General features: G+C 53.5%; 18 protein-coding genes. 1 reads left to right on the forward strand and 17 read right to left on the reverse strand.

Translation table 11 applies throughout. The annotated features are described in order from the left end of the window. Positions 1–171: 171 nt before the first annotated feature. The 15 genes from glmS to asnC form a co-directional block, all read right to left on the reverse strand. Positions 172–2001: a glutamine--fructose-6-phosphate transaminase (isomerizing) gene (gene glmS / locus QMG44_RS17625; protein ID WP_232937821.1), complete on the reverse strand. Its 1830-nt coding sequence runs from the start codon at positions 1999–2001 to the stop codon at positions 172–174. A 228-nt stretch (positions 2002–2229) separates the two neighbouring features. Next, on the reverse strand, positions 2230–3600 hold the full coding sequence (gene glmU / locus QMG44_RS17630; protein ID WP_014172285.1) for a bifunctional UDP-N-acetylglucosamine diphosphorylase/glucosamine-1-phosphate N-acetyltransferase GlmU: 1371 nt from the start codon (positions 3598–3600) through the stop codon (positions 2230–2232). Positions 3601–3905: 305 nt separating this feature from the next. Beyond that, positions 3906–4325 (reverse strand): F0F1 ATP synthase subunit epsilon, encoded by a 420-nt coding sequence (locus QMG44_RS17635; protein WP_006177560.1) that lies wholly within the window; start codon positions 4323–4325, stop codon positions 3906–3908. Positions 4326–4345: 20 nt separating this feature from the next. Beyond that, the gene (atpD, locus tag QMG44_RS17640; RefSeq protein WP_006177559.1) at positions 4346–5728 is read right to left on the reverse strand and encodes a F0F1 ATP synthase subunit beta; all 1383 of its coding nucleotides are present in this window, start codon (positions 5726–5728) and stop codon (positions 4346–4348) included. Positions 5729–5759: 31 nt separating this feature from the next. Next, complete coding sequence (atpG, locus tag QMG44_RS17645) at positions 5760–6623, reverse strand: F0F1 ATP synthase subunit gamma (RefSeq protein WP_020882764.1); 864 nt, start codon at positions 6621–6623, stop codon at positions 5760–5762. Between the two features lie 51 nt (positions 6624–6674). Beyond that, a complete protein-coding gene (gene atpA / locus QMG44_RS17650; protein WP_006808751.1) occupies positions 6675–8216 on the reverse strand; it encodes a F0F1 ATP synthase subunit alpha in 1542 nt (513 codons plus the stop codon). A gap of 12 nt (positions 8217–8228) precedes the next feature. Next, positions 8229–8762, reverse strand: coding sequence for a F0F1 ATP synthase subunit delta (gene atpH, locus QMG44_RS17655; RefSeq protein ID WP_014172281.1), 534 nt, complete (start codon positions 8760–8762; stop codon positions 8229–8231). A 14-nt stretch (positions 8763–8776) separates the two neighbouring features. Next, the gene (atpF, locus tag QMG44_RS17660) at positions 8777–9247 is read right to left on the reverse strand and encodes a F0F1 ATP synthase subunit B (RefSeq protein ID WP_003862370.1); all 471 of its coding nucleotides are present in this window, start codon (positions 9245–9247) and stop codon (positions 8777–8779) included. A 48-nt stretch (positions 9248–9295) separates the two neighbouring features. Next, on the reverse strand, positions 9296–9535 hold the full coding sequence (gene atpE / locus QMG44_RS17665) for a F0F1 ATP synthase subunit C (protein WP_000429386.1): 240 nt from the start codon (positions 9533–9535) through the stop codon (positions 9296–9298). A gap of 49 nt (positions 9536–9584) precedes the next feature. Next, positions 9585–10400: a F0F1 ATP synthase subunit A gene (atpB, locus tag QMG44_RS17670; protein ID WP_014172280.1), complete on the reverse strand. Its 816-nt coding sequence runs from the start codon at positions 10398–10400 to the stop codon at positions 9585–9587. A gap of 8 nt (positions 10401–10408) precedes the next feature. Then, positions 10409–10789 (reverse strand): F0F1 ATP synthase subunit I, encoded by a 381-nt coding sequence (gene atpI / locus QMG44_RS17675; protein ID WP_008500194.1) that lies wholly within the window; start codon positions 10787–10789, stop codon positions 10409–10411. Positions 10790–11405: 616 nt separating this feature from the next. Continuing rightward, complete coding sequence (gene rsmG / locus QMG44_RS17680) at positions 11406–12029, reverse strand: 16S rRNA (guanine(527)-N(7))-methyltransferase RsmG (protein ID WP_032679279.1); 624 nt, start codon at positions 12027–12029, stop codon at positions 11406–11408. A gap of 100 nt (positions 12030–12129) precedes the next feature. Continuing rightward, positions 12130–14019, reverse strand: coding sequence for a tRNA uridine-5-carboxymethylaminomethyl(34) synthesis enzyme MnmG (mnmG, locus tag QMG44_RS17685; protein WP_032679278.1), 1890 nt, complete (start codon positions 14017–14019; stop codon positions 12130–12132). A 374-nt stretch (positions 14020–14393) separates the two neighbouring features. Beyond that, positions 14394–14843 carry an FMN-binding protein MioC gene (gene mioC, locus QMG44_RS17690; RefSeq protein ID WP_020882767.1) on the reverse strand — a complete coding sequence of 150 codons (450 nt, stop codon included), beginning with the start codon at positions 14841–14843 and terminating at the stop codon, positions 14394–14396. 90 nt (positions 14844–14933) lie between these two features. Next, a complete protein-coding gene (gene asnC, locus QMG44_RS17695; RefSeq protein ID WP_014172275.1) occupies positions 14934–15392 on the reverse strand; it encodes a transcriptional regulator AsnC in 459 nt (152 codons plus the stop codon). A gap of 151 nt (positions 15393–15543) precedes the next feature. Between asnC and asnA the strand changes: the two genes are divergently transcribed. Beyond that, positions 15544–16536, forward strand: coding sequence for an aspartate--ammonia ligase (asnA, locus tag QMG44_RS17700; protein WP_020882768.1), 993 nt, complete (start codon positions 15544–15546; stop codon positions 16534–16536). On the opposite strand, the gene viaA is transcribed toward asnA, so the two are convergent. After that, positions 16537–17988 (reverse strand): ATPase RavA stimulator ViaA, encoded by a 1452-nt coding sequence (gene viaA / locus QMG44_RS17705; protein ID WP_086533045.1) that lies wholly within the window; start codon positions 17986–17988, stop codon positions 16537–16539. It lies immediately after the preceding gene. Then, entirely contained in the window at positions 17982–19478 is a 1497-nt protein-coding gene (gene ravA, locus QMG44_RS17710; protein ID WP_025202724.1) for an ATPase RavA, read from the reverse strand. Before ravA ends, viaA begins: the two co-directional genes overlap by 7 nt. Positions 19479–19552: the final 74 nt, after the last annotated feature.

Below are 19552 nucleotides of genomic sequence, written 5' to 3' on the forward strand. Positions count from 1 at the left end.
ATCTAGTTAATCACTTACATGACAGCAAGTTTTCAGAAATATTTTCTTTATGTGACACTGAAAAAAGTAGCTGAAGATGACAGATTGTCATAAATAAAAATGCGGATGGGTTGATTAAAAACAAACCAGGAAGGGTAAAAAAGCTCCACCCGAAGGTGGAGCCTGAGGGGATTATTCTACGGTGACCGATTTCGCCAGATTACGTGGCTGGTCAACGTCAGTGCCTTTGATCAGCGCGACGTGGTAGGCCAGCAACTGCAGCGGAACGGTGTAGAAGATAGGGGCAATCACCTCTTCCACATGCGGCATCTCGATGATGTGCATATTGTCGCTGCTCGCAAAGCCGGCGTCTTTATCGGCGAAGACGTACAGTACACCACCGCGGGCGCGGACTTCTTCGATATTGGACTTCAGTTTTTCCAGCAGTTCGTTGTTAGGTGCCACAACGATGACCGGCATGTCTGCGTCAATCAGCGCCAGCGGGCCGTGTTTCAGCTCGCCTGCTGCGTAAGCTTCCGCGTGGATGTAGGAGATCTCTTTCAGCTTCAACGCGCCTTCCAGCGCAATTGGATACTGATCGCCACGGCCGAGGAACAGGGCGTGATGTTTGTCAGAGAAATCTTCCGCCAGCGCTTCAATGCGTTTGTTCTGAGACAGCATCTGCTCAATACGGCTTGGCAGCGCCTGCAGGCCATGAACGATGTCATGCTCAACAGCCGCATCCTGCCCTTTCAGACGCGCCAGTTTCGCCACCAGCATCAGCAGAACGGTCAGCTGAGTGGTAAACGCTTTGGTGGAGGCCACGCCGATTTCCGTGCCTGCGTTGGTCATCAGCGCCAGATCGGATTCACGAACCAGCGAAGAACCTGGCACGTTACAGATGGCCAGAGAGCCCAGATAACCCAGCTCTTTAGAGAGACGCAGCGCCGCCAGGGTGTCCGCCGTTTCGCCAGACTGGGAAAGGGTGATCATCAGGCTATTACGACGCACCGCGGATTTGCGGTAGCGGAATTCTGAAGCAATTTCCACATCACACGGAACACCGGCCAGGGATTCAAACCAGTAGCGTGAGACCATACCGGAGTTGTAGGAGGTACCGCAGGCCACGATCTGAATATGCTCAACCTTACCGAGCAGCTCATTGGCGTTGGCGCCCAGTTCGCTCAGGTCCACCTCGCCGTGGCTGATGCGCCCAGTCAGGGTGTTTTTGATGGCGTTCGGCTGCTCGTAAATTTCTTTCTGCATGTAGTGACGGTAAGCGCCTTTGTCGCCTGCGTCGTACTGCAGATTGGATTCGATCTCCGGGCGTTTCACCTGCTCGCCTTTGGTATCGAATACCGTCACGTTGCGACGCGTCACTTCCGCGATATCACCCTCTTCCAGGAAGATAAAGCGACGGGTAACCGGCAGAAGTGCCAGCTGGTCAGAGGCGATAAAGTTCTCGCCCATGCCCAGACCGATAACCATTGGGCTACCGGAACGTGCGGCCAGCAGCGTGGACGGATCGCGTGAATCCATGATTACCGTACCGTATGCACCGCGCAGCTGAGGGATCGCACGCAGCACCGCTTCACGCAGTGTACCGCCCTGCTCCAGCTCCCAGTGAACCAGGTGAGCAATAACTTCGGTGTCGGTTTCAGAGACGAAGGTATAGCCGCGCGCTTTAAGTTCTTCGCGCAGCGGTTCGTGGTTTTCGATAATGCCGTTATGCACGACCACGATGTGTTCGGACACATGCGGGTGCGCATTGCCTTCAGACGGTTCGCCGTGGGTCGCCCAGCGGGTGTGCGCAATACCCGTGCCACCATGCAGCGGATGATCTTCCGCAGCCTGGGCCAGCATCTGCACTTTACCGAGACGACGCAGACGGGTCATATGCCCTTCTGCATCCACAACTGCCAGACCGGCAGAGTCGTAACCACGGTATTCCAGACGACGTAAACCTTCGAGAAGGATTTCAGCAATATCACGCTGCGCAACTGCGCCAACAATTCCACACATAGTTTAATTTCCTGATTATGGCGTTATGCCATGCGTTGTCGCTGACCTGTATTTGCCCTTTCCGGGCACCCCGAGCCTTGTAGAGAGTGGGGTTATTGTTATAAGTACTGCCTTTGGGGGGAGGATTATGTTATCCCCTCACCCCATCCCTCTCCCCAGAGGGGCGAGGGCGAAAAACACCGCACCGAACTAGCTCTCTCCTCGCGGGAGAGAGCAGGGTGCAGGTCGTTACTTTTTCTTCACCGGGCGTTTCCAGCCCTGCTTGTGAACCTGCGGCACGCGGCTCAGCACCAGCTCATTGTCGGCAACATCGCGCGTCACGGTCGTCCCGGCGGCAATGGTTACCCCGTTCCCGACCGTCACCGGTGCCACCAGCTGTGTATCAGAACCGACAAACACATCATCACCGATGATGGTTTTAAACTTGTTGGCACCGTCATAGTTGCAGGTGATTGTTCCTGCACCAATGTTCACGTTATCGCCAATTTCTGCATCGCCCAGGTAGGTTAAATGGCCGGCTTTGGAACCTTTGCCCAGACGCGCTTTTTTCATCTCAACGAAGTTGCCAACATGGGCGCCTTCGAGCAATTCAGCGCCAGGGCGCAGGCGTGCGAACGGCCCAATGGTGCATGCCGCGTCCAGATGTGCATCTTCAACCACACTGTACGGGCTAATGTCGCAGTCGTCACCGATGACGCTGTTTTTGATAACACAACCGGCACCAATTTTGACGCGGTGGCCAAGCGTGACGTTGCCTTCAAGGATAACGTTAGTATCGATTTCAACGTCGCGCCCGTGAGATAAGGTCCCGCGCAGATCGAAACGCGCCGGGTCGCGCAGCATAACGCCTGCCAGGAGCAGTTTTTCAGCCTGTTCGGACTGATAAACGCGTTCCAGGCGGGAAAGCTGAAGGCGGTTATTCACCCCTTCGGTTTCGCTAATGCGTGCCGGATGAACCGCCGCAATCTCACGCCCTTCCTGATAGGCCATCGCGATGATGTCGGTGATGTAGTACTCACCCTGCGCATTATTGTTGGTGAGCTTCGACAGCCAGCGCTTCAGGTCCGCGCCATTGGCAATCAGGATACCGGTGTTGATCTCCTGAATCTGACGCTGTGCGTCGCTGGCATCTTTATGCTCAACGATACCCGTTACGTTACCGTTTTCGCGGGTAATGCGGCCATAGCCGGTCGGATCGTCAAGCACGACGGTTAACAACCCTATACCACCCTGCGGTTTAGCTTCACGCAGGCGGGCAAGGGTGTCGACAGAGATCAGCGGGACGTCGCCGTAAAGCATCAGAATATCTTCGTCATCCGCAAAGAACGGGGCGGCCTGCTGCATGGCGTGTCCAGTCCCCAACTGTTCTGCCTGAAGCACCCAGTTGAGTTTGTCATCGTTCAGCGTCTTTTTAAGCAGATCGCCGCCGTGACCATAGACCAGATGGACCTGACGAGCACCCAGTTCATTAGCGGCATCAATGACATGCTGCACCATCGGCTTTCCTGCCAGCGTGTGCAGTACCTTTGGAAGATCGGAATACATGCGGGTACCTTTACCGGCGGCAAGGATGACCACGCTCATTGTATTGTTCAACATACGCGTCCTGACTGTAATTTGAGTAAGAAGTTAAACCCGTTGACGTTGAAAATTCTACATATTTTGCGTCATAAAATGGAATGGCGGTAAAACGTTCAACATCAGCCAATAATGGCTATTTGAGGCCATTTTTAGGGGCAGAGTAAACCCCTTTTTCTCTGGAAAATAGCCTTCTCGCGATAAGTCGCTAGCACACACAATAGCTTAGCTATTCTTTTGGATCATGAATAAAGATCGGTGTGATACGAAACCATAAAAAAAGCCAGCCTGGAAACCAGACTGGCTTTGTGCTTTTCAAGCCGGTGTTACATCGCTTTTTTGGTCAACTCGATAACGCGCAGTTTCGCGATCGCTTTGGCCAGCTCCGCAGACGCCTGAGCGTAATCCACGTCACCATGAGAGCTGCTAATGTGCTCTTCAGCCTTACGCTTCGATTCCAGGGCTCGTGCTTCGTCGAGATCCTGGCCACGAATAGCGGTATCGGCCAGAACGGTCACGCTGCCAGGCTGCACTTCAAGAATGCCGCCGGACAGATAGATAAACTCTTCATGACCGAACTGTTTAACGATGCGGATCATACCAGGCTTAATGGCGGTGAGCAGCGGTGCGTGACCCGGGAAAATACCCAGTTCACCTTCACTACCCGTTACCTGGATTTTCTCGACCAGACCAGAGAACATTTGTTGCTCTGCGCTGACGACGTCCAGGTGGTAAGTCATTGCCATATCACCCTCCGATTAAGGCGTTAAAGTTTTTTGGCTTTTTCCACGGCTTCGTCGATGGAACCAACCATGTAGAACGCCTGCTCCGGCAGGTGATCGTATTCGCCTTCCATGATGCCTTTAAAGCCACGGATGGTGTCTTTCAGGGAAACGTATTTACCCGGAGAACCGGTGAATACTTCCGCAACGAAGAACGGCTGGGACAGGAAGCGCTGGATCTTACGCGCACGTGCTACCACCAGTTTGTCTTCTTCAGACAGCTCATCCATACCCAGGATGGCGATGATGTCTTTCAGTTCCTGGTAACGCTGCAGCAGGGACTGTACGCCACGCGCGGTGTCGTAGTGTTCCTGACCCACAACCAGTGGATCCAGCTGACGGCTGGTGGAGTCCAGCGGGTCAACGGCCGGGTAGATACCCAGAGACGCGATCTGACGGCTCAGTACCACGGTTGCGTCAAGGTGCGCAAAGGTGGTGGCTGGGGATGGGTCAGTCAAGTCATCCGCAGGTACGTATACCGCCTGAACGGAGGTGATAGAACCGGTTTTGGTAGAGGTGATACGTTCCTGAAGAACACCCATCTCTTCCGCCAGCGTCGGCTGATAACCTACCGCTGAAGGCATACGACCCAGCAGTGCAGATACTTCAGTACCGGCCAGGGTGTAACGATAGATGTTATCAACGAACAGCAGAACGTCACGGCCTTCGTCACGGAACTTCTCAGCCATAGTCAGGCCAGTCAGCGCAACGCGCAGACGGTTTCCTGGTGGCTCGTTCATCTGGCCGTAAACCAGGGATACTTTGTCCAGAACGTTGGAGTCGGTCATTTCGTGGTAGAAGTCGTTACCCTCACGAGTACGTTCACCTACGCCCGCAAATACGGAGTAACCGGAGTGCTCGATCGCGATGTTACGGATCAGCTCCATCATGTTTACGGTTTTACCTACACCCGCACCACCGAACAGACCAACTTTACCGCCCTTCGCAAACGGACACATCAGGTCGATAACTTTGATGCCGGTTTCCAGCAGTTCCTGAGAGCTGGACAGCTCTTCGTAGGAAGGTGCTGCGCGGTGGATAGCCCAACGCTCTTCTTCACCGATGTCGCCTTTCATGTCGATTGGTTGACCCAATACGTTCATGATACGACCCAGTGTTGCTTTACCTACCGGGACTTCGATCGGGTGCTCAAGGTCTTTAACTTCCAGACCACGACGCAGACCGTCGGAAGAACCCATCGCGATGGTACGCACGATACCGCCGCCGAGCTGCTGCTGAACTTCCAGCACCAGGCTCTCGTTACCATTCTGTACCTCAAGCGCGTCGTACACGCGTGGTACGGCGTCCTGAGGGAACTCGACGTCCACCACGGCGCCGATTACCTGGACAATCTTTCCAGTAGCCATCTTGAATCCTCTACGTAATTCGTAAACCTGGTTAAACCGCGGCGGCCCCCGAGACGATCTCGGTGAGTTCCTGAGTAATGCTGGCCTGACGAGCTTTGTTGTAAACCAACTGCAGCTCTTTAATCAGGCTGCCGCCATTATCGGTCGCGGCTTTCATCGCCACCATTCGTGCGGCCTGCTCGCTGGCCAGGTTTTCTACAACGCCCTGATAAACCTGAGATTCAACGTAACGACGCAGCAGGGTATCCAACAGCGGTTTCGGATCGGGTTCATACAGGTAATCCCAGGATTTTTGCTTCAGCTCGTCATCTTCTGATGCCGGTAAAGGCAGCATCTGAGTGAGCGTTGGAACCTGAGACATGGTGTTAATAAATTTGTTGCTGACAACGTACAGTCTGTCCAGACGGCCTTCATCGTAAGCCTGCAACATCACTTTAACCGGGCCGATCAGCTCGGACAGGGAAGGGTTATCACCCATACCCGTCACCTGAGCGACAATGTTGCCACCAACGGAGTTAAAGAAAGAGACGCCTTTAGAGCCGATCATTGCGATATCGCACTGAACGCCTTTTTCAGACCATGCTTTCATATCCGCCAGCAGTTTTTTGAACAGGTTAATGTTCAAGCCGCCACACAGACCACGGTCGGTCGACACCACCAGGTAGCCCACGCGCTTAACGTCGCGTTCTTCCAGGTAAGGGTGCTTATATTCCAGATTACCGTTTGCAAGGTGACCAATCACTTTGCGCATGGTTTCTGCATAAGGACGGCTGGCCGCCATGCGATCCTGCGATTTACGCATTTTGGAAGCGGCGACCATCTCCATCGCTTTAGTGATCTTTTGCGTGTTCTGGACGCTTGCGATCTTACTACGTATCTCTTTTGCGCCGGCCATGAGCTTCTCCTCAATGCCAGGCGGCTTGTCCTGAGACAAGCCGCCGGACGATTACCAGGATTGGGTTGCTTTGAAGGAATCGAGGATAGCTTTCAGCTTGCCTTCGATTTCGTCGTTATAGCCACCGGTCTGGTTGATCTCTTGCATCAGCGGAGCGTGATCACGGTCGACGTAAGCCAGCAGAGCGGCTTCGAAGCTACCGATTTTCGCCAGTTCCACATCTTCGAGGTAACCGCGTTCAGCCGCGAACAGAACCAGGCCCTGCTGAGCAACAGACATTGGTGCGTACTGTTTCTGCTTCAGCAGCTCGGTCACTTTCTGACCGTGGCTCAGCTGTTTACGGGTTGCTTCGTCCAGATCGGATGCGAACTGAGAGAACGCAGCCAGTTCACGATACTGTGCCAGCGCGGTACGAATACCACCGGACAGTTTCTTGATGATCTTGGTCTGAGCAGCACCACCCACACGGGATACGGAGATACCCGGGTTAACTGCCGGACGAATACCGGAGTTAAACAGGTTGGTTTCCAGGAAGATCTGACCATCGGTAATGGAGATTACGTTGGTCGGAACGAACGCAGAAACGTCACCCGCCTGGGTTTCAATGATTGGCAGCGCGGTCAGAGAGCCAGTTTTGCCCTTCACTTCACCTTTGGTGAAGTTCTCGACGTATTCCGCGTTAACGCGGGAAGCACGCTCCAGCAGACGAGAGTGGAGGTAGAATACGTCGCCAGGGAACGCTTCACGTCCAGGTGGACGACGGAGCAGCAGGGAAACCTGACGATATGCAACGGCCTGTTTAGACAGGTCATCGTATACGATCAGCGCATCTTCACCGCGGTCACGGAAGTATTCGCCCATTGCGCAACCGGCGTATGGTGCCAGGTATTGCAGTGCAGCAGATTCAGAAGCGGTCGCCACAACAACGATGGTGTTAGACAGCGCGCCGTGCTCTTCCAGTTTACGAACCACGTTAGAAATGGTGGACGCTTTCTGGCCGATAGCCACGTACACACATTTGATGCCGGAGTCACGCTGGTTGATGATGGCGTCGATAGCCATCGCGGTTTTACCGGTCTGACGGTCACCGATGATCAGTTCACGCTGGCCACGACCGATTGGAATCATGGCATCAACGGACTTATAACCAGTCTGCACTGGCTGATCAACGGACTGACGGTCGATAACGCCTGGTGCGATAACTTCGATTGGGGAGAAGCCATCGTGCTCAACCGGACCTTTACCGTCGATTGGCGCACCCAGGGTGTTAACAACGCGACCCAGCAGGCCACGGCCAACCGGCACTTCCAGAATACGGCCAGTACACTTAACCTTCATGCCTTCGGCGAGGTCAGCGTATGGACCCATCACAACTGCACCTACGGAGTCGCGCTCCAGGTTCAGTGCGATAGCGTAACGGTTACCCGGCAGGGAAATCATCTCACCCTGCATACAATCGGCCAGGCCGTGGATGCGGATAACACCGTCACTTACAGAAACAATAGTACCTTCGTTGTGAGCTTCGCTCACAACACTGAACTGAGCAATGCGCTGCTTGATCAGTTCGCTGATTTCGGTGGAATTCAGTTGCATGCTCCAGTCCCCTTAAGACTGCAAGACGTCTGCAAGGCGTTCAAGACGGCCGCGTACGCTGCCATCAATGACCATATCACCCGAACGGATGATTACGCCTGCCATTACAGACTTATCGATTTTGCAATTCAGCTTAACTTTGCGTGACAGACGTTTTTCCATCGCGGCGGTAATTTTCGCAAGCTGTTCATCACTCAGTTCAGTCGCAGAAGTCACTTCGACTTCAGCGGTAGCTTCACTAAGGGCACGTAAGTGCTCAAACTGCTCGAGAACATCCGGGAGCACACGGAGACGACCATTTTCTGCCATTACCTTAATCAGGTTCTGACCATTGGCATCCAGTTGCTCTCCGCACACGGCGATAAACGACGCGGCGAGAGTTTCAGGCGCTAACGCACCAGAAAGCAACTCGGCCATTTGTTCGTTTTTCGTCACCTCAGCGGCAAACGCCAGCATATCCTGCCAGCGATCGACATTTTGGTGTTCGACAGCAAAGTCAAAAGCTGCTTTGGCGTAGGGGCGAGCTACCGTAACAAATTCAGACATCAGCCCCTCCCTCCTTACAGTTCAGCGACAAGTTTGTCCACGATGTCGCTGTTAGCAGCTTCATCCACGGAACGTTCGATGATCTTCTCGGCGCCAGCAACAGCCAGAATCGCAACCTGCTTACGCAGTTCTTCGCGAGCACGTTTACGCTCAGCTTCAATTTCAGCCTGAGCTTGTGTCACGATCTTAGTACGTTCCTGTTCTGCTTCAGCTTTGGCTTCGTCCAGGATCTGCGAACGGCGTTTGTTAGCCTGTTCGATGATAACCTGAGCTTCCGCTTTCGCTTTTTTCAGCTGGTCTGTCGCGTTGGCCTGTGCAAGGTCCAAATCTTTCTTAGCGCGTTCTGCAGAAGCCAGACCGTCAGCAATTTCTTTCTGACGTTTTTCGATGGCAGCCATTAAAGGCGGCCATACATACTTCATGCAGAACCAGACAAAGAGAATAAACGCGATGGCCTGGCCGAGGATTGTTGCGTTCATGTTCACAGCACAATACCTCTTTAATATCTGTGGCTTAGGGTTTTAAAACTACTACTACGCGACAGCAAACATCACGTACAGACCCAGACCTACAGCGATCATTGGGATAGCATCCACCAGACCCATAACGATAAAGAACTGAGTACGCAGCAGAGGAATCAGATCAGGTTGACGCGCTGCGCCTTCCAGGAATTTGCCCCCGAGGATGCCGATACCGATCGCAGCACCGATAGCCGCCAGACCCATCATCACAGCGGCAGCCATGTACAGCAGATCCATATTCAGGTTTTCCATGACAGTCTCCAGTTTGTTTCAATTAAAACGTAGTAGTGTTGGTAAAAAATCAGTGCTCTTCAGACGCCATCGACAGATAGACGATCGTCAGAACCATGAAGATAAAGGCTTGCAGCGTAATGATCAGGATGTGGAAAATGGCCCAAGGCACATTCAGAATCCACTGTGACCACCACGGCAGAAGACCCGCGATCAGAATGAAAATCAGCTCACCCGCATACATGTTGCCGAACAGTCGCAGACCCAGTGAAACAGGTTTGGACAGCAGGCTAACGCCTTCCAGGATCAGGTTGACCGGAATAAACGCCCAGTGGTTGAACGGCTGCAAGGTAAGCTCTTTCACGAAGCCGCTTACGCCTTTCATTTTGATGCTGTAGAAAAGAATCAGGATAAACACGCCCAGCGCCATCGACAGGGTGATGTTCACGTCAGCGGACGGCACCACGCGCAGTGCTGGCAGACCGAGGACATGTTCGCCAATCCACGGCAGGAAATCGATTGGCAGCAGGTCCATCAGGTTCATCAGGAACACCCAAACGAACACGGTCAGGGCCAGCGGAGCAATCAGCTTGCTCTTACCATGGTACATGTCTTTGACGCTGCCATGGACGAAGCCGATGATCATTTCGATGAACGTCTGGAATTTCCCTGGAACACCGCTGGTCGCTCTTTTCGCAACACCGCGGAACATGGCCAGGAACAGAAGACCCAAAACGACCGAGAAGAACATGGAGTCGATGTTGATCGTCCAGAAGGTGGCCGGGGGGTTATGCGGATCCACCAGCGAGAATGTACGCAGGTCCAGCTGAAGGTTATTCAGATGGTGACCTATGTAATCCTGCGGCGTCATATTTTCTGAAGCCATGATGCCTTTTACCCTTTGTTGTTGATTACAGCTGGAGCCAGAACTTGTACCACCAGCACCAAAACCCACGTTGCTATCAGCGGCATGAATACCACTTTCAAAACCGCCAGCGCCATCACCAGTAGAGCAAAGGTCAGCAACACCTTACACACTTCACCGAGAGCGAAGGACCAGGCCACACGGCCTTTGGCGGGTGTATGCGCCTGATGACGCCAGGCAAAAATCATAAACAATACGTTTGGCAGAACAACCGCCAAACCCCCGCACACGGCGGAGATGCCCCAGAAGGGGTCTTTGAGGCTAAACAGCAATCCACTTGCTATCACAGCCAGAAACTGAATGAACAGAAGCTTACGAGCAACGTTTCTACTCAAGAGCGACACAGACATCACGTTTTTACTCCTGCTCCCTTCGAGGTATGCCGCGTGTCGTATAAAACGTCCTTTAAGGCTCAGAGTCAAGCATCAAAAAGCGGTCAAATTATACGGTGCGCACCCGTGATTTCAAACATTAAGTAGCGAAAAGGTGAATAAATGTTTAAATATTTTTCCCCGCCGCTATTTTTTAACTTTTCCTGAAAGCCACGACCTTCGACCAAAACTGCAAACAGCGCGAAAACGTTGGCTACAAAGCGTGCACGAGATCACAAAATACACATTTGCGATAAGGGTGTATTTATCAAAGACGCAAATCGGTTTATTTCATCTTTATGAAATTAAAGACAAATTATCGTAACTATTTTCAAAACAGCCCGGTATACAATAAAAACCTTTTATTGACATTCTTAATAAATATTTAACATTCGATTCTGGTTGCCGTATTCCACTTTTAGCAGGCTGATATTTTCGATGTTGACTATCTTCATGCTGAACAATGGCTGTTACGTTAACCGTTAGAAAAACCTTAGTAACACAGAGGTTAAACTCTCTTCGGTAAAACCCGAGAATTTGTGCTGTTATTTAACATGGTCAGAACAGCACGAATTCCACAATTTTTATTAAATATTTAAAAATTGTTTGGCTTAATTATCACCAGATGGCGTTCACCCTCAAGCTGAGGAATGTTTAATTTCTCAACGGATTCGACAGCAAAACCTTCCGGAAGCTGTTCAATTTCATCGCCCGGCAACTGCCCTTTCAGGGCATAAAAGCGGCCATCTTGTGCAGGCAAGTGCTTACACCAGCTCACCATATCATTGAGCGACGCAAACGCGCGGCTGATAACACCGTCAAACGGCGGCTCCGCGGGGAACGCCTCTACCCTGCTCTGTACAGGGGCGATGTTCTCCAGTTTCAGCTCATGCTGGACCTGACGTAAAAAACGGACGCGTTTGCCAAGGCTGTCCAGCAGCGTGAAATGGCTCTCAGGGCGGACAATCGACAGCGGGATCCCCGGCAGGCCAGGACCTGTGCCCACATCGATAAAGCGCTCCCCTTTAAGATACGGCGCAACCACGATGCTATCGAGGATATGACGAACCAGCATCTCGTTGGGGTCGCGAACAGACGTCAGGTTGTACGCTTTATTCCATTTGTTCAGCATATCGACATAGGCCACCAGCTGAGTTTTCTGGTGATCGGTGAGCGAAATACCTGCCTGTTCCAGCAGACGAGAGAGTTTATTGAGCACAGTGGGTACCTGTTTAGACATAAATTGCCCGGTGGCGCTTACCGGGCCTACGAATTAGCAGGGCGGGTAGCGAAGCGCCACCCGCCAAAAGCACTGGATATTATGCGCTACGGCGCAGCATACCTTGCTTTTTCAGCCACACCAGCAGAATCGAAATCGCGGCAGGTGTGACACCGGAGATACGGGATGCCTGACCGATCGACACAGGCTTGTGATCGTTCAGCTTGGCGATCACTTCATTGGAAAGCCCCGTCACCTGACGGTAGTCCAGCATTTCCGGCAGCAGCGTATTTTCGTTGCGCTGCTGTTTTTCAATCTCATCCTGCTGACGCGCGATGTAACCTTCGTATTTGACCTGGATCTCAACCTGTTCAGCCGCTTCAGCGTCTTCAAGGCCAGGCGCGAACGCGGTCAGTTTCACCAGGTTCTCGTAGGTCACTTCAGGGCGACGCAGCAAGTCTTCGCCGCTGGCTTCGCGCGAAAGCGGCGCAGTTAAGTGAGCATTCACTTCTGCAGCGGTTTCCGCCTGTGGATTCACCCAGGTGGTTTTCAGACGCTGACGTTCCTGCTCAATGCGTTCCAGTTTTTCGTTATAGCGCGCCCAACGTTCGTCATCCACCAGACCCAGTTCACGACCCACTTCGGTCAGACGCAGATCGGCGTTATCTTCGCGCAGCATCAGGCGATATTCCGCGCGAGAGGTAAACATACGGTACGGTTCTTTGGTACCCAGGGTGCAAAGATCGTCGACCAGCACGCCCAGATAAGCCTGAGAACGCGCAGGTGCCCAGCCCTCTTTCTCCGCAGAGAAGCGTGCTGCGTTCAGACCGGCAAGCAGACCCTGAGCGGCAGCTTCTTCGTAACCGGTCGTGCCGTTAATCTGGCCGGCGAAGAACAGACCGTGGATGAATTTGCTCTCCAGGGTTGGCTTCAGGTCACGCGGATCGAAGAAATCGTACTCAATAGCGTAGCCAGGACGAACGATTTTCGCGTTCTCCATACCCTGCATTGAGCGAACAATTTGCATCTGCACATCGAACGGCAGGCTGGTGGAGATGCCGTTCGGGTAAATTTCATTTGACGTCAGTCCTTCCGGCTCCAGGAAGATCTGGTGCTGGTTACGATCGGCAAAGCGCATCACTTTGTCTTCGATCGACGGACAGTAACGCGGGCCGATCCCTTCGATCACGCCAGCGTACATTGGGCTGCGGTCAAGGTTATTGCGGATCACATCATGGGTTTTTTCGTTGGTATGCGTGATGTAGCACGGTACCTGCTGCGGATGTTGAGCCGCATTGCCCATGAACGAGAACACCGGCATGGGGTTATCGCCGTGCTGTTGTGCCAGCACGCTGAAATCAATGGTGCGCGCATCAATACGCGGTGGCGTGCCTGTTTTCAGGCGACTGACGCGCAGCGGAAGTTCACGCAGACGACGAGACAGCGGAATGGACGGCGGATCGCCAGCACGGCCACCGCTGTAGTTATCCAGACCGATATGGATTTTGCCATCCAGGAAGGTCCCGACAGTCAGTACGACGGCTTTCGCGCGGAACTTGAGGCCCATCTGGGTTACGGCACCCACAACGCGATCGTTTTCAACGATAAGATCTTCTACCGCCTGCTGGAAGATCATCAGGTTTGGCTGATTCTCCAGGGCAGTACGTACCGCCTGACGGTAAAGCACGCGGTCTGCCTGAGCACGGGTGGCGCGCACAGCGGGACCTTTGCTCGCGTTTAGTATCCTAAACTGGATGCCGGCATGATCGATCGCTTTCGCCATCAGGCCGCCAAGTGCATCCACTTCTTTTACCAGGTGTCCTTTCCCAATGCCGCCAATCGCCGGATTACAGGACATTTGTCCCAGCGTGTCGATATTGTGTGTCAAAAGCAGGGTCTGCTGACCCATTCGCGCTGCGGCCATTGCGGCCTCAGTGCCTGCATGACCCCCGCCAATGATGATGACGTCAAAAGGATCCTGATAAAACATGGTGGTCTGCCTCGCGTAAAGCGGTATGAAAATGGATTGAAGCCCGGGCCGTGGATTCTACTCAACTTTAGTCTTTCGAGAAAGCATTGGGATCCTGGGCTATTAAAAAGAAGATCTTTTTATTTAGAGATCTGTTCTATTGTGATCTCTTATTAGGATCGAGTACCTCTGTGGATAAGCCCGATCTCACGATGAAGATCATGCAGTTAGAAAGGATCGTTTGCTGTGAATGATCGGTGATCCTGGCCAGTATAAGCTGGGATCAGATCGCGACTTTATACACAGGCCTAAAACAGCCTCAGAGTTATAACTTGGATAACTACCGCTTAATACGAGCTTTTAACCAGAGTTATCCACATCTGTTCGCGCGATCTTTAATCGTTTTTGAGTAAATTTTTCCATTCACCCAGCCAGATCTCCGCTGGATCTTCCGGAATGTCATGATCGAGGATGTTGATCTTCAGTGTTTCACCCAGCTGTTTTGCCCCACAGGCAGTCACAGCGGCTTCGACTTTCTCTATTGCACCGCAAAAGGTGTCATATTCACGACTGCCGATACCCACCGCGCCAAAACGGACGTTTGACAGGTCAGGCTGCTGTTCCAGCAGTTCGTCATATAAAGGTTGCAGATTATCCGGCAGATCGCCTGCGCCGTGCGTCGAGGTGATCAGTAGCCAGACCCCATCAGTCGGGAGATCGTCAAGCAACGGGCCGTGCAATGTTTCGGTGGAAAAGCCCGCGTCTTCCAGCTTCTCAGCCAGATGTTCCGCAACGTATTCCGCGCCGCCCAGGGTGCTGCCACTGATAAGGGTAATGTCCGCCATTGATCGCTCGCTCAAATAAAGAGGGGCTCATTGTACGCTGTGAACGAGCTGGGATCTACCTGTGGAAAATGTGGGAATGAATTTGCCCGATCAGGGGCGGATGGTACGCATGATCGGGTTCTGCAGGGAGATCAATGTTTCAGTGGACTGAATTTCATCAATTGTTTGGATCTTGTTGATAAGTACCTGCTGGAGGGCATCAATAGAGCGGCACATCACCTTTATAAAGATACTGTAGTGCCCGGTGGTGTAGTAGGCCTCCGTGACTTCTTCAAGCGCGTTGAGCTTCGCCAGGGCTGACGGATAGTCTTTGGCGCTTTTGAGAATAATGCCAATAAAGCAGCAGACGTCATAACCCAGCTGCTTAGGGCTGACGTCGATACGTGCGCCGGTAATGATCCCCGCCTGTTTCATCTTTTCCACGCGAACGTGGATTGTGCCCGGACTGACGCCAAACTGTTTCGCCAGTTCCGCATAGGCAGTACGTGCATTGGCCATTAAGGCCTCCAGGATGCCGCGGTCCAGATTATCGATCTGATAATTTTCCATAGCTTTTTCTTATGAAGATTAATGAATCTCTCTATTCTAGCGCCTTGTTTTAATGAATCAAAAGTGAAGGTGGCTTTTTGTTGATGGGTTATTGAATAACAGGCCATTTCTGTTGCTTAATCTCTATCAACAGGACGCAGGAGTATAAATAATGAAAACCGCTTACATCGCAAAACAACGCCAGATCAGCTTCGTTAAATCCCATTTTTCACGTCAGCTGGAAGATAAGCTTGGTCTGATCGAAGTCCAGGCGCCCATTCTCAGCCGCGTGGGTGACGGGACGCAGGACAACCTTTCTGGATGCGAAAAAGCGGTACAGGTGAAAGTGAAAACACTGCCAGACGCCCAGTTCGAAGTGGTGCATTCCCTTGCGAAGTGGAAACGTCAAACCCTGGGACAACACGACTTCAGCGCGGGCGAAGGGCTTTACACGCACATGAAAGCCCTTCGCCCCGATGAAGACCGTCTTACGCCAATGCACTCCGTCTACGTCGATCAATGGGACTGGGAGCGTGTCATGGGCGATGGCGAGCGTCACGTCGGTACGCTGAAATCCACCGTTGAGGCGATCTACGCCGGGATCAAAGCGACCGAAGCGGCAGTGAGCAAAGAGTTTGGTCTGGCACCGTTCCTGCCGGAATCGATCCACTTTGTCCACAGCCAGGAACTGCTGAGCCGTTATCCCGATCTGGATGCCAAAGGCCGTGAGCGTGCGATCGCCAAAGAATTGGGTGCTGTGTTCCTGATCGGGATTGGCGGCAAATTGTCTGACGGTAAACGCCATGATGTGCGTGCGCCGGATTATGATGACTGGAGCACGACGGGTGAAGGCGAACGCGCCGGTCTGAACGGCGATATTCTGGTCTGGAACCCGGTGCTGGAAGATGCGTTCGAGCTCTCTTCAATGGGGATCCGCGTGGATGCTGACGCCCTGAAGCGTCAGCTGGCACTGACCGGGGATGAAGATCGTCTCACGCTGGAGTGGCACCAGGCGTTGCTGCGCGGAGAGATGCCGCAGACCATTGGCGGCGGTATTGGCCAGTCCCGTCTGACCATGCTGCTGTTGCAGCTGCCTCATATTGGTCAGGTGCAGTGCGGTGTCTGGCCACAACAGGTACGCGATCGCGTTGAATCTCTTCTGTAATTAGCGCTGCCAGCGTCTTAGCAGGCGGCTACGTAACCCGGTATCAAAGCGCCAGATATGATCGAAGATGCGCATGATGCCGGGCTTTCCATGGGCAGACATCGCCACAGCATGGAAACGGTGCTGGTGCACTCGCTGTAGCTCCTTCACTTTATTCACCACGTCATCCGGTAGCCGCTGGGCAATAAAATCGGAGATGACCACGGCGTCAGCGTCATACCAGTCTCCGCCCTGCATCCGCTCAACGATGCTTCGAAAACAGCTGGCCAGATCGGTACCGCCACGAAAGCGCTGGCTTAAAAAGCGGATCGCCTGCTCAATACCCTGCTGATGGGTCAGTTCATACCCCACAACTTCGCTGGAAAAGAGCATGACGAAGCAGCGACGTCGATCGGCGAGCGCCACGCGCATCAGAGCCAGGCAGAACGCTTTCGCGCACTGTTCGTTAAACCCTCCCATCGAGCCGGACGTATCCACGCACACAATAAAAGGCCCGCGCGGCTGTTCGTCAAAATCCTGATGGATGACCGGGCGCTGGCTGAGCTTTTCACGCCAGGCTTCGCCATGCAACCGGTAGGTCAGAAGCTGTTTTTCCACCAGCCGGCGATAAAACTCGTACTCAAGCTCGGTCATCCCCAGCGTACTCAACTCCGTGGGCAGCAGGCGCAAAATATCGTCGCTTTGCTGGAGCCCATCCACCTGCTCAGGCACGGTGGCCGGTTCACGGACCAGGGTGCGGAAGGTCTCCATTGGGGCATCTTTCTTTGGGACCGATTTGGCCTCCCGTGAGCGACCCAGCTGTTCGGCAAGCTTCATCAGCTCTGGCTGCTGTGCCAGAAAATCGCCGTACTTGACGATGAGCTGGTAATCTCCGCGCCGCAGCTGACCAGCGCTCATATCCCAAAGACGCCCGGCGGCGTTTTCATTTTCCACCAGCACCTGCTCCAGCTGACCGCTTAAGGTCATGCGTTCCTGCACTTCGCTAAGCAGCTGTTCACGCTCCTCATCCAGCAACTGCTGGTTCAACGTTGTGGCCTGCACCACCAGGCTGAGGCGCCAGCGTTGTAAAAAGAGGGTGTGTAGCGCGGGGGTAAACGTGGCGTTATCCGTGACCAGCGCCCGCGCCTGGCCGGCAAACGGAGAGTGTACCGTGTCGAGTAACGTCAGGGTTTGCGGGAGCTGGGCGATAAACTGTGACGTAGAGAGCCGCTGGCACTGCTGATAGCAGGCCACCTCGTCAGTTAATTCTGGGGGGACTTCGGTCTCTTTGAACCGCTGACGCAGGTTTTCGCGCCAGCGCGGGAGATCGTCGGTCATCGCCTTTTTGAGCCGCGGGAATTTTTCAAAAAAAGCCGCCAGCTGCGGGGAGGCCAGAAGGGTGATGACCACCTCTTCGATCAACCCCTCTTCGCTGACGGCCAGCATGACGTTAAGCGTATCCAGCGTTAGCATTGACGAGCCTGTTTGATCTGCGCACTGACATCCTGCAGGCTGGCTTCGATGCGACCTAACCAGTCGCTATGAATAAAGAGGCATTTTTGCTGCTCGCTGAAGCGCGTATGTTGCTGGTGCCATTCCGTATCCAGCGCTTCAAGCTGGCGTTTAATCTCTTCCGGCACGCTGTCAGAGGCGGTTCCCGGAAGCGCAAGACGCGATCCCTGCAGGCTGACGTCGCGGATCACCAGATGCTGGCTGCTGTCCACTTCCAGCGTCAGCGGCTGGGCAAAACCGATGCCGTTGAGTTTGCCGCGGATCTCCCCGCCCTTATCAAGCCACTGAGCCAGTGGTTCTCGCTCCACGGTGATATGGACCACCTGCATGTCATGCAGCTTAAGGGGCTGCTGAAGCAGGAGCGTCAGCGTTGTACTGGTCAGTTCGGACGGCAGCTCATAATGCGCTTTGCGGGCGAACATGCCGCCAAGGCGGTTTACTTTCAGCGCTGTTTTGTCGCTTTGTTGCTGCTGCAGCTGAATGCGCCGTTGGGCAATCGCTCCCAGCTGGTTGAGCATCGACTGCTGGCCCCAGGCGTGTCCGGTCATCAATACGTCAAGCTGCTGCTGCATCAGGTTCATGCCTTCCGCGTCGTGCCAGAGACAATCTTTTAAAAGGATCAGATCGATTGGCGCAACGGCATCGCGGCCGCTGAACAGGGCGCTGGCCTGCAGCAGACGGATCGCTTTTTTCCAGCGACGATCGGAGACATACGGCGCAGAAGGCAGTAAATCGAGCTGCTGGCGCAGCAGATAGATCAGCTCAAACACCGAATCCGGCAGTGTGATTTTGCCGATATCCTCCTGCCACTGGTAATACTCCTCATCCGTGACCTGCAGCGAAGCGGGGACCGGGTTTTCATTCTCATCCTGCTGGCTGACCAGCATCGAGCGGAAGTTGGATTTATCCTGCACTTTGTCGAGCCACAGGCGGATCAGCATGCGGTCATACAGCGCTTCAAGGCTGCTGTCGGCTTCCGGGAGTTCGTTAGAGGCCGCCACCAGCAGGCGCATCGGGATTTTCTCTTCGCTGGCACCGTTGCGGAATCGGCGTTCGTTTATCGCCGTGAGCAGGGTGTTCAGAATTGCCGGCCCTGCTTTCCAGATCTCATCAAGAAAAACAATTTCCGCTTCCGGAAGATACCCCTCAGTCAGGCGCTGATAGCGCCCCTCATCTTTCAGCGCCTGAATGGAAAGCGGGCCGAAAACTTCTTCTGGGGTGGAAAAGCGGGTCATCAGGTATTCGAAAGCGCGGGCGTTCTGAAAGGCAAATTTCAGCCGGCGGGCAATCAGGCTTTTGGCGATGCCCGGAGGACCAAGCAGAAAGACGCTTTCACCGCTCAACGCCGCCAGTAAACAGAGGCGAATGGCGTGGCTACGCTCGAAAAGGCCTTTTTCCAGCGCGCCGCTGAGGCGGGAAATTCTTTCTGCTATTAAATGTGAGTGAGCCATAATAGTTTTGCATCCTTTCGCCGTCGTGGCGGCCAATTGAAGCGAGTATAGACGTTTCAGTCAGGGCTGGTAAT

The sequence above is a fragment of the Enterobacter sp. 200527-13 genome (assembly GCF_027924865.1).
GTDB classification, from domain to species: Bacteria; Pseudomonadota; Gammaproteobacteria; order Enterobacterales; family Enterobacteriaceae; genus Enterobacter; species Enterobacter ludwigii.

Coding starts and splice junctions, on each gene's coding strand:
- glmS (WP_232937821.1), bottom strand. CDS start 2,001: ATGTGTGGAATTGTTGGCGCAGTTGCGCAGCGTGATATTGCTGAAATC.
- glmU (WP_014172285.1), bottom strand. CDS start 3,600: ATGTTGAACAATACAATGAGCGTGGTCATCCTTGCCGCCGGTAAAGGT.
- QMG44_RS17635 (WP_006177560.1), bottom strand. CDS start 4,325: ATGGCAATGACTTACCACCTGGACGTCGTCAGCGCAGAGCAACAAATG.
- atpD (WP_006177559.1), bottom strand. CDS start 5,728: ATGGCTACTGGAAAGATTGTCCAGGTAATCGGCGCCGTGGTGGACGTC.
- atpG (WP_020882764.1), bottom strand. CDS start 6,623: ATGGCCGGCGCAAAAGAGATACGTAGTAAGATCGCAAGCGTCCAGAAC.
- atpA (WP_006808751.1), bottom strand. CDS start 8,216: ATGCAACTGAATTCCACCGAAATCAGCGAACTGATCAAGCAGCGCATT.
- atpH (WP_014172281.1), bottom strand. CDS start 8,762: ATGTCTGAATTTGTTACGGTAGCTCGCCCCTACGCCAAAGCAGCTTTT.
- atpE (WP_000429386.1), bottom strand. CDS start 9,535: ATGGAAAACCTGAATATGGATCTGCTGTACATGGCTGCCGCTGTGATG.
- atpB (WP_014172280.1), bottom strand. CDS start 10,400: ATGGCTTCAGAAAATATGACGCCGCAGGATTACATAGGTCACCATCTG.
- atpI (WP_008500194.1), bottom strand. CDS start 10,789: ATGTCTGTGTCGCTCTTGAGTAGAAACGTTGCTCGTAAGCTTCTGTTC.
- mnmG (WP_032679278.1), bottom strand. CDS start 14,019: ATGTTTTATCAGGATCCTTTTGACGTCATCATCATTGGCGGGGGTCAT.
- mioC (WP_020882767.1), bottom strand. CDS start 14,843: ATGGCGGACATTACCCTTATCAGTGGCAGCACCCTGGGCGGCGCGGAA.
- asnC (WP_014172275.1), bottom strand. CDS start 15,392: ATGGAAAATTATCAGATCGATAATCTGGACCGCGGCATCCTGGAGGCC.
- asnA (WP_020882768.1), top strand. CDS start 15,544: ATGAAAACCGCTTACATCGCAAAACAACGCCAGATCAGCTTCGTTAAA.
- viaA (WP_086533045.1), bottom strand. CDS start 17,988: ATGCTAACGCTGGATACGCTTAACGTCATGCTGGCCGTCAGCGAAGAG.
- ravA (WP_025202724.1), bottom strand. CDS start 19,478: ATGGCTCACTCACATTTAATAGCAGAAAGAATTTCCCGCCTCAGCGGC.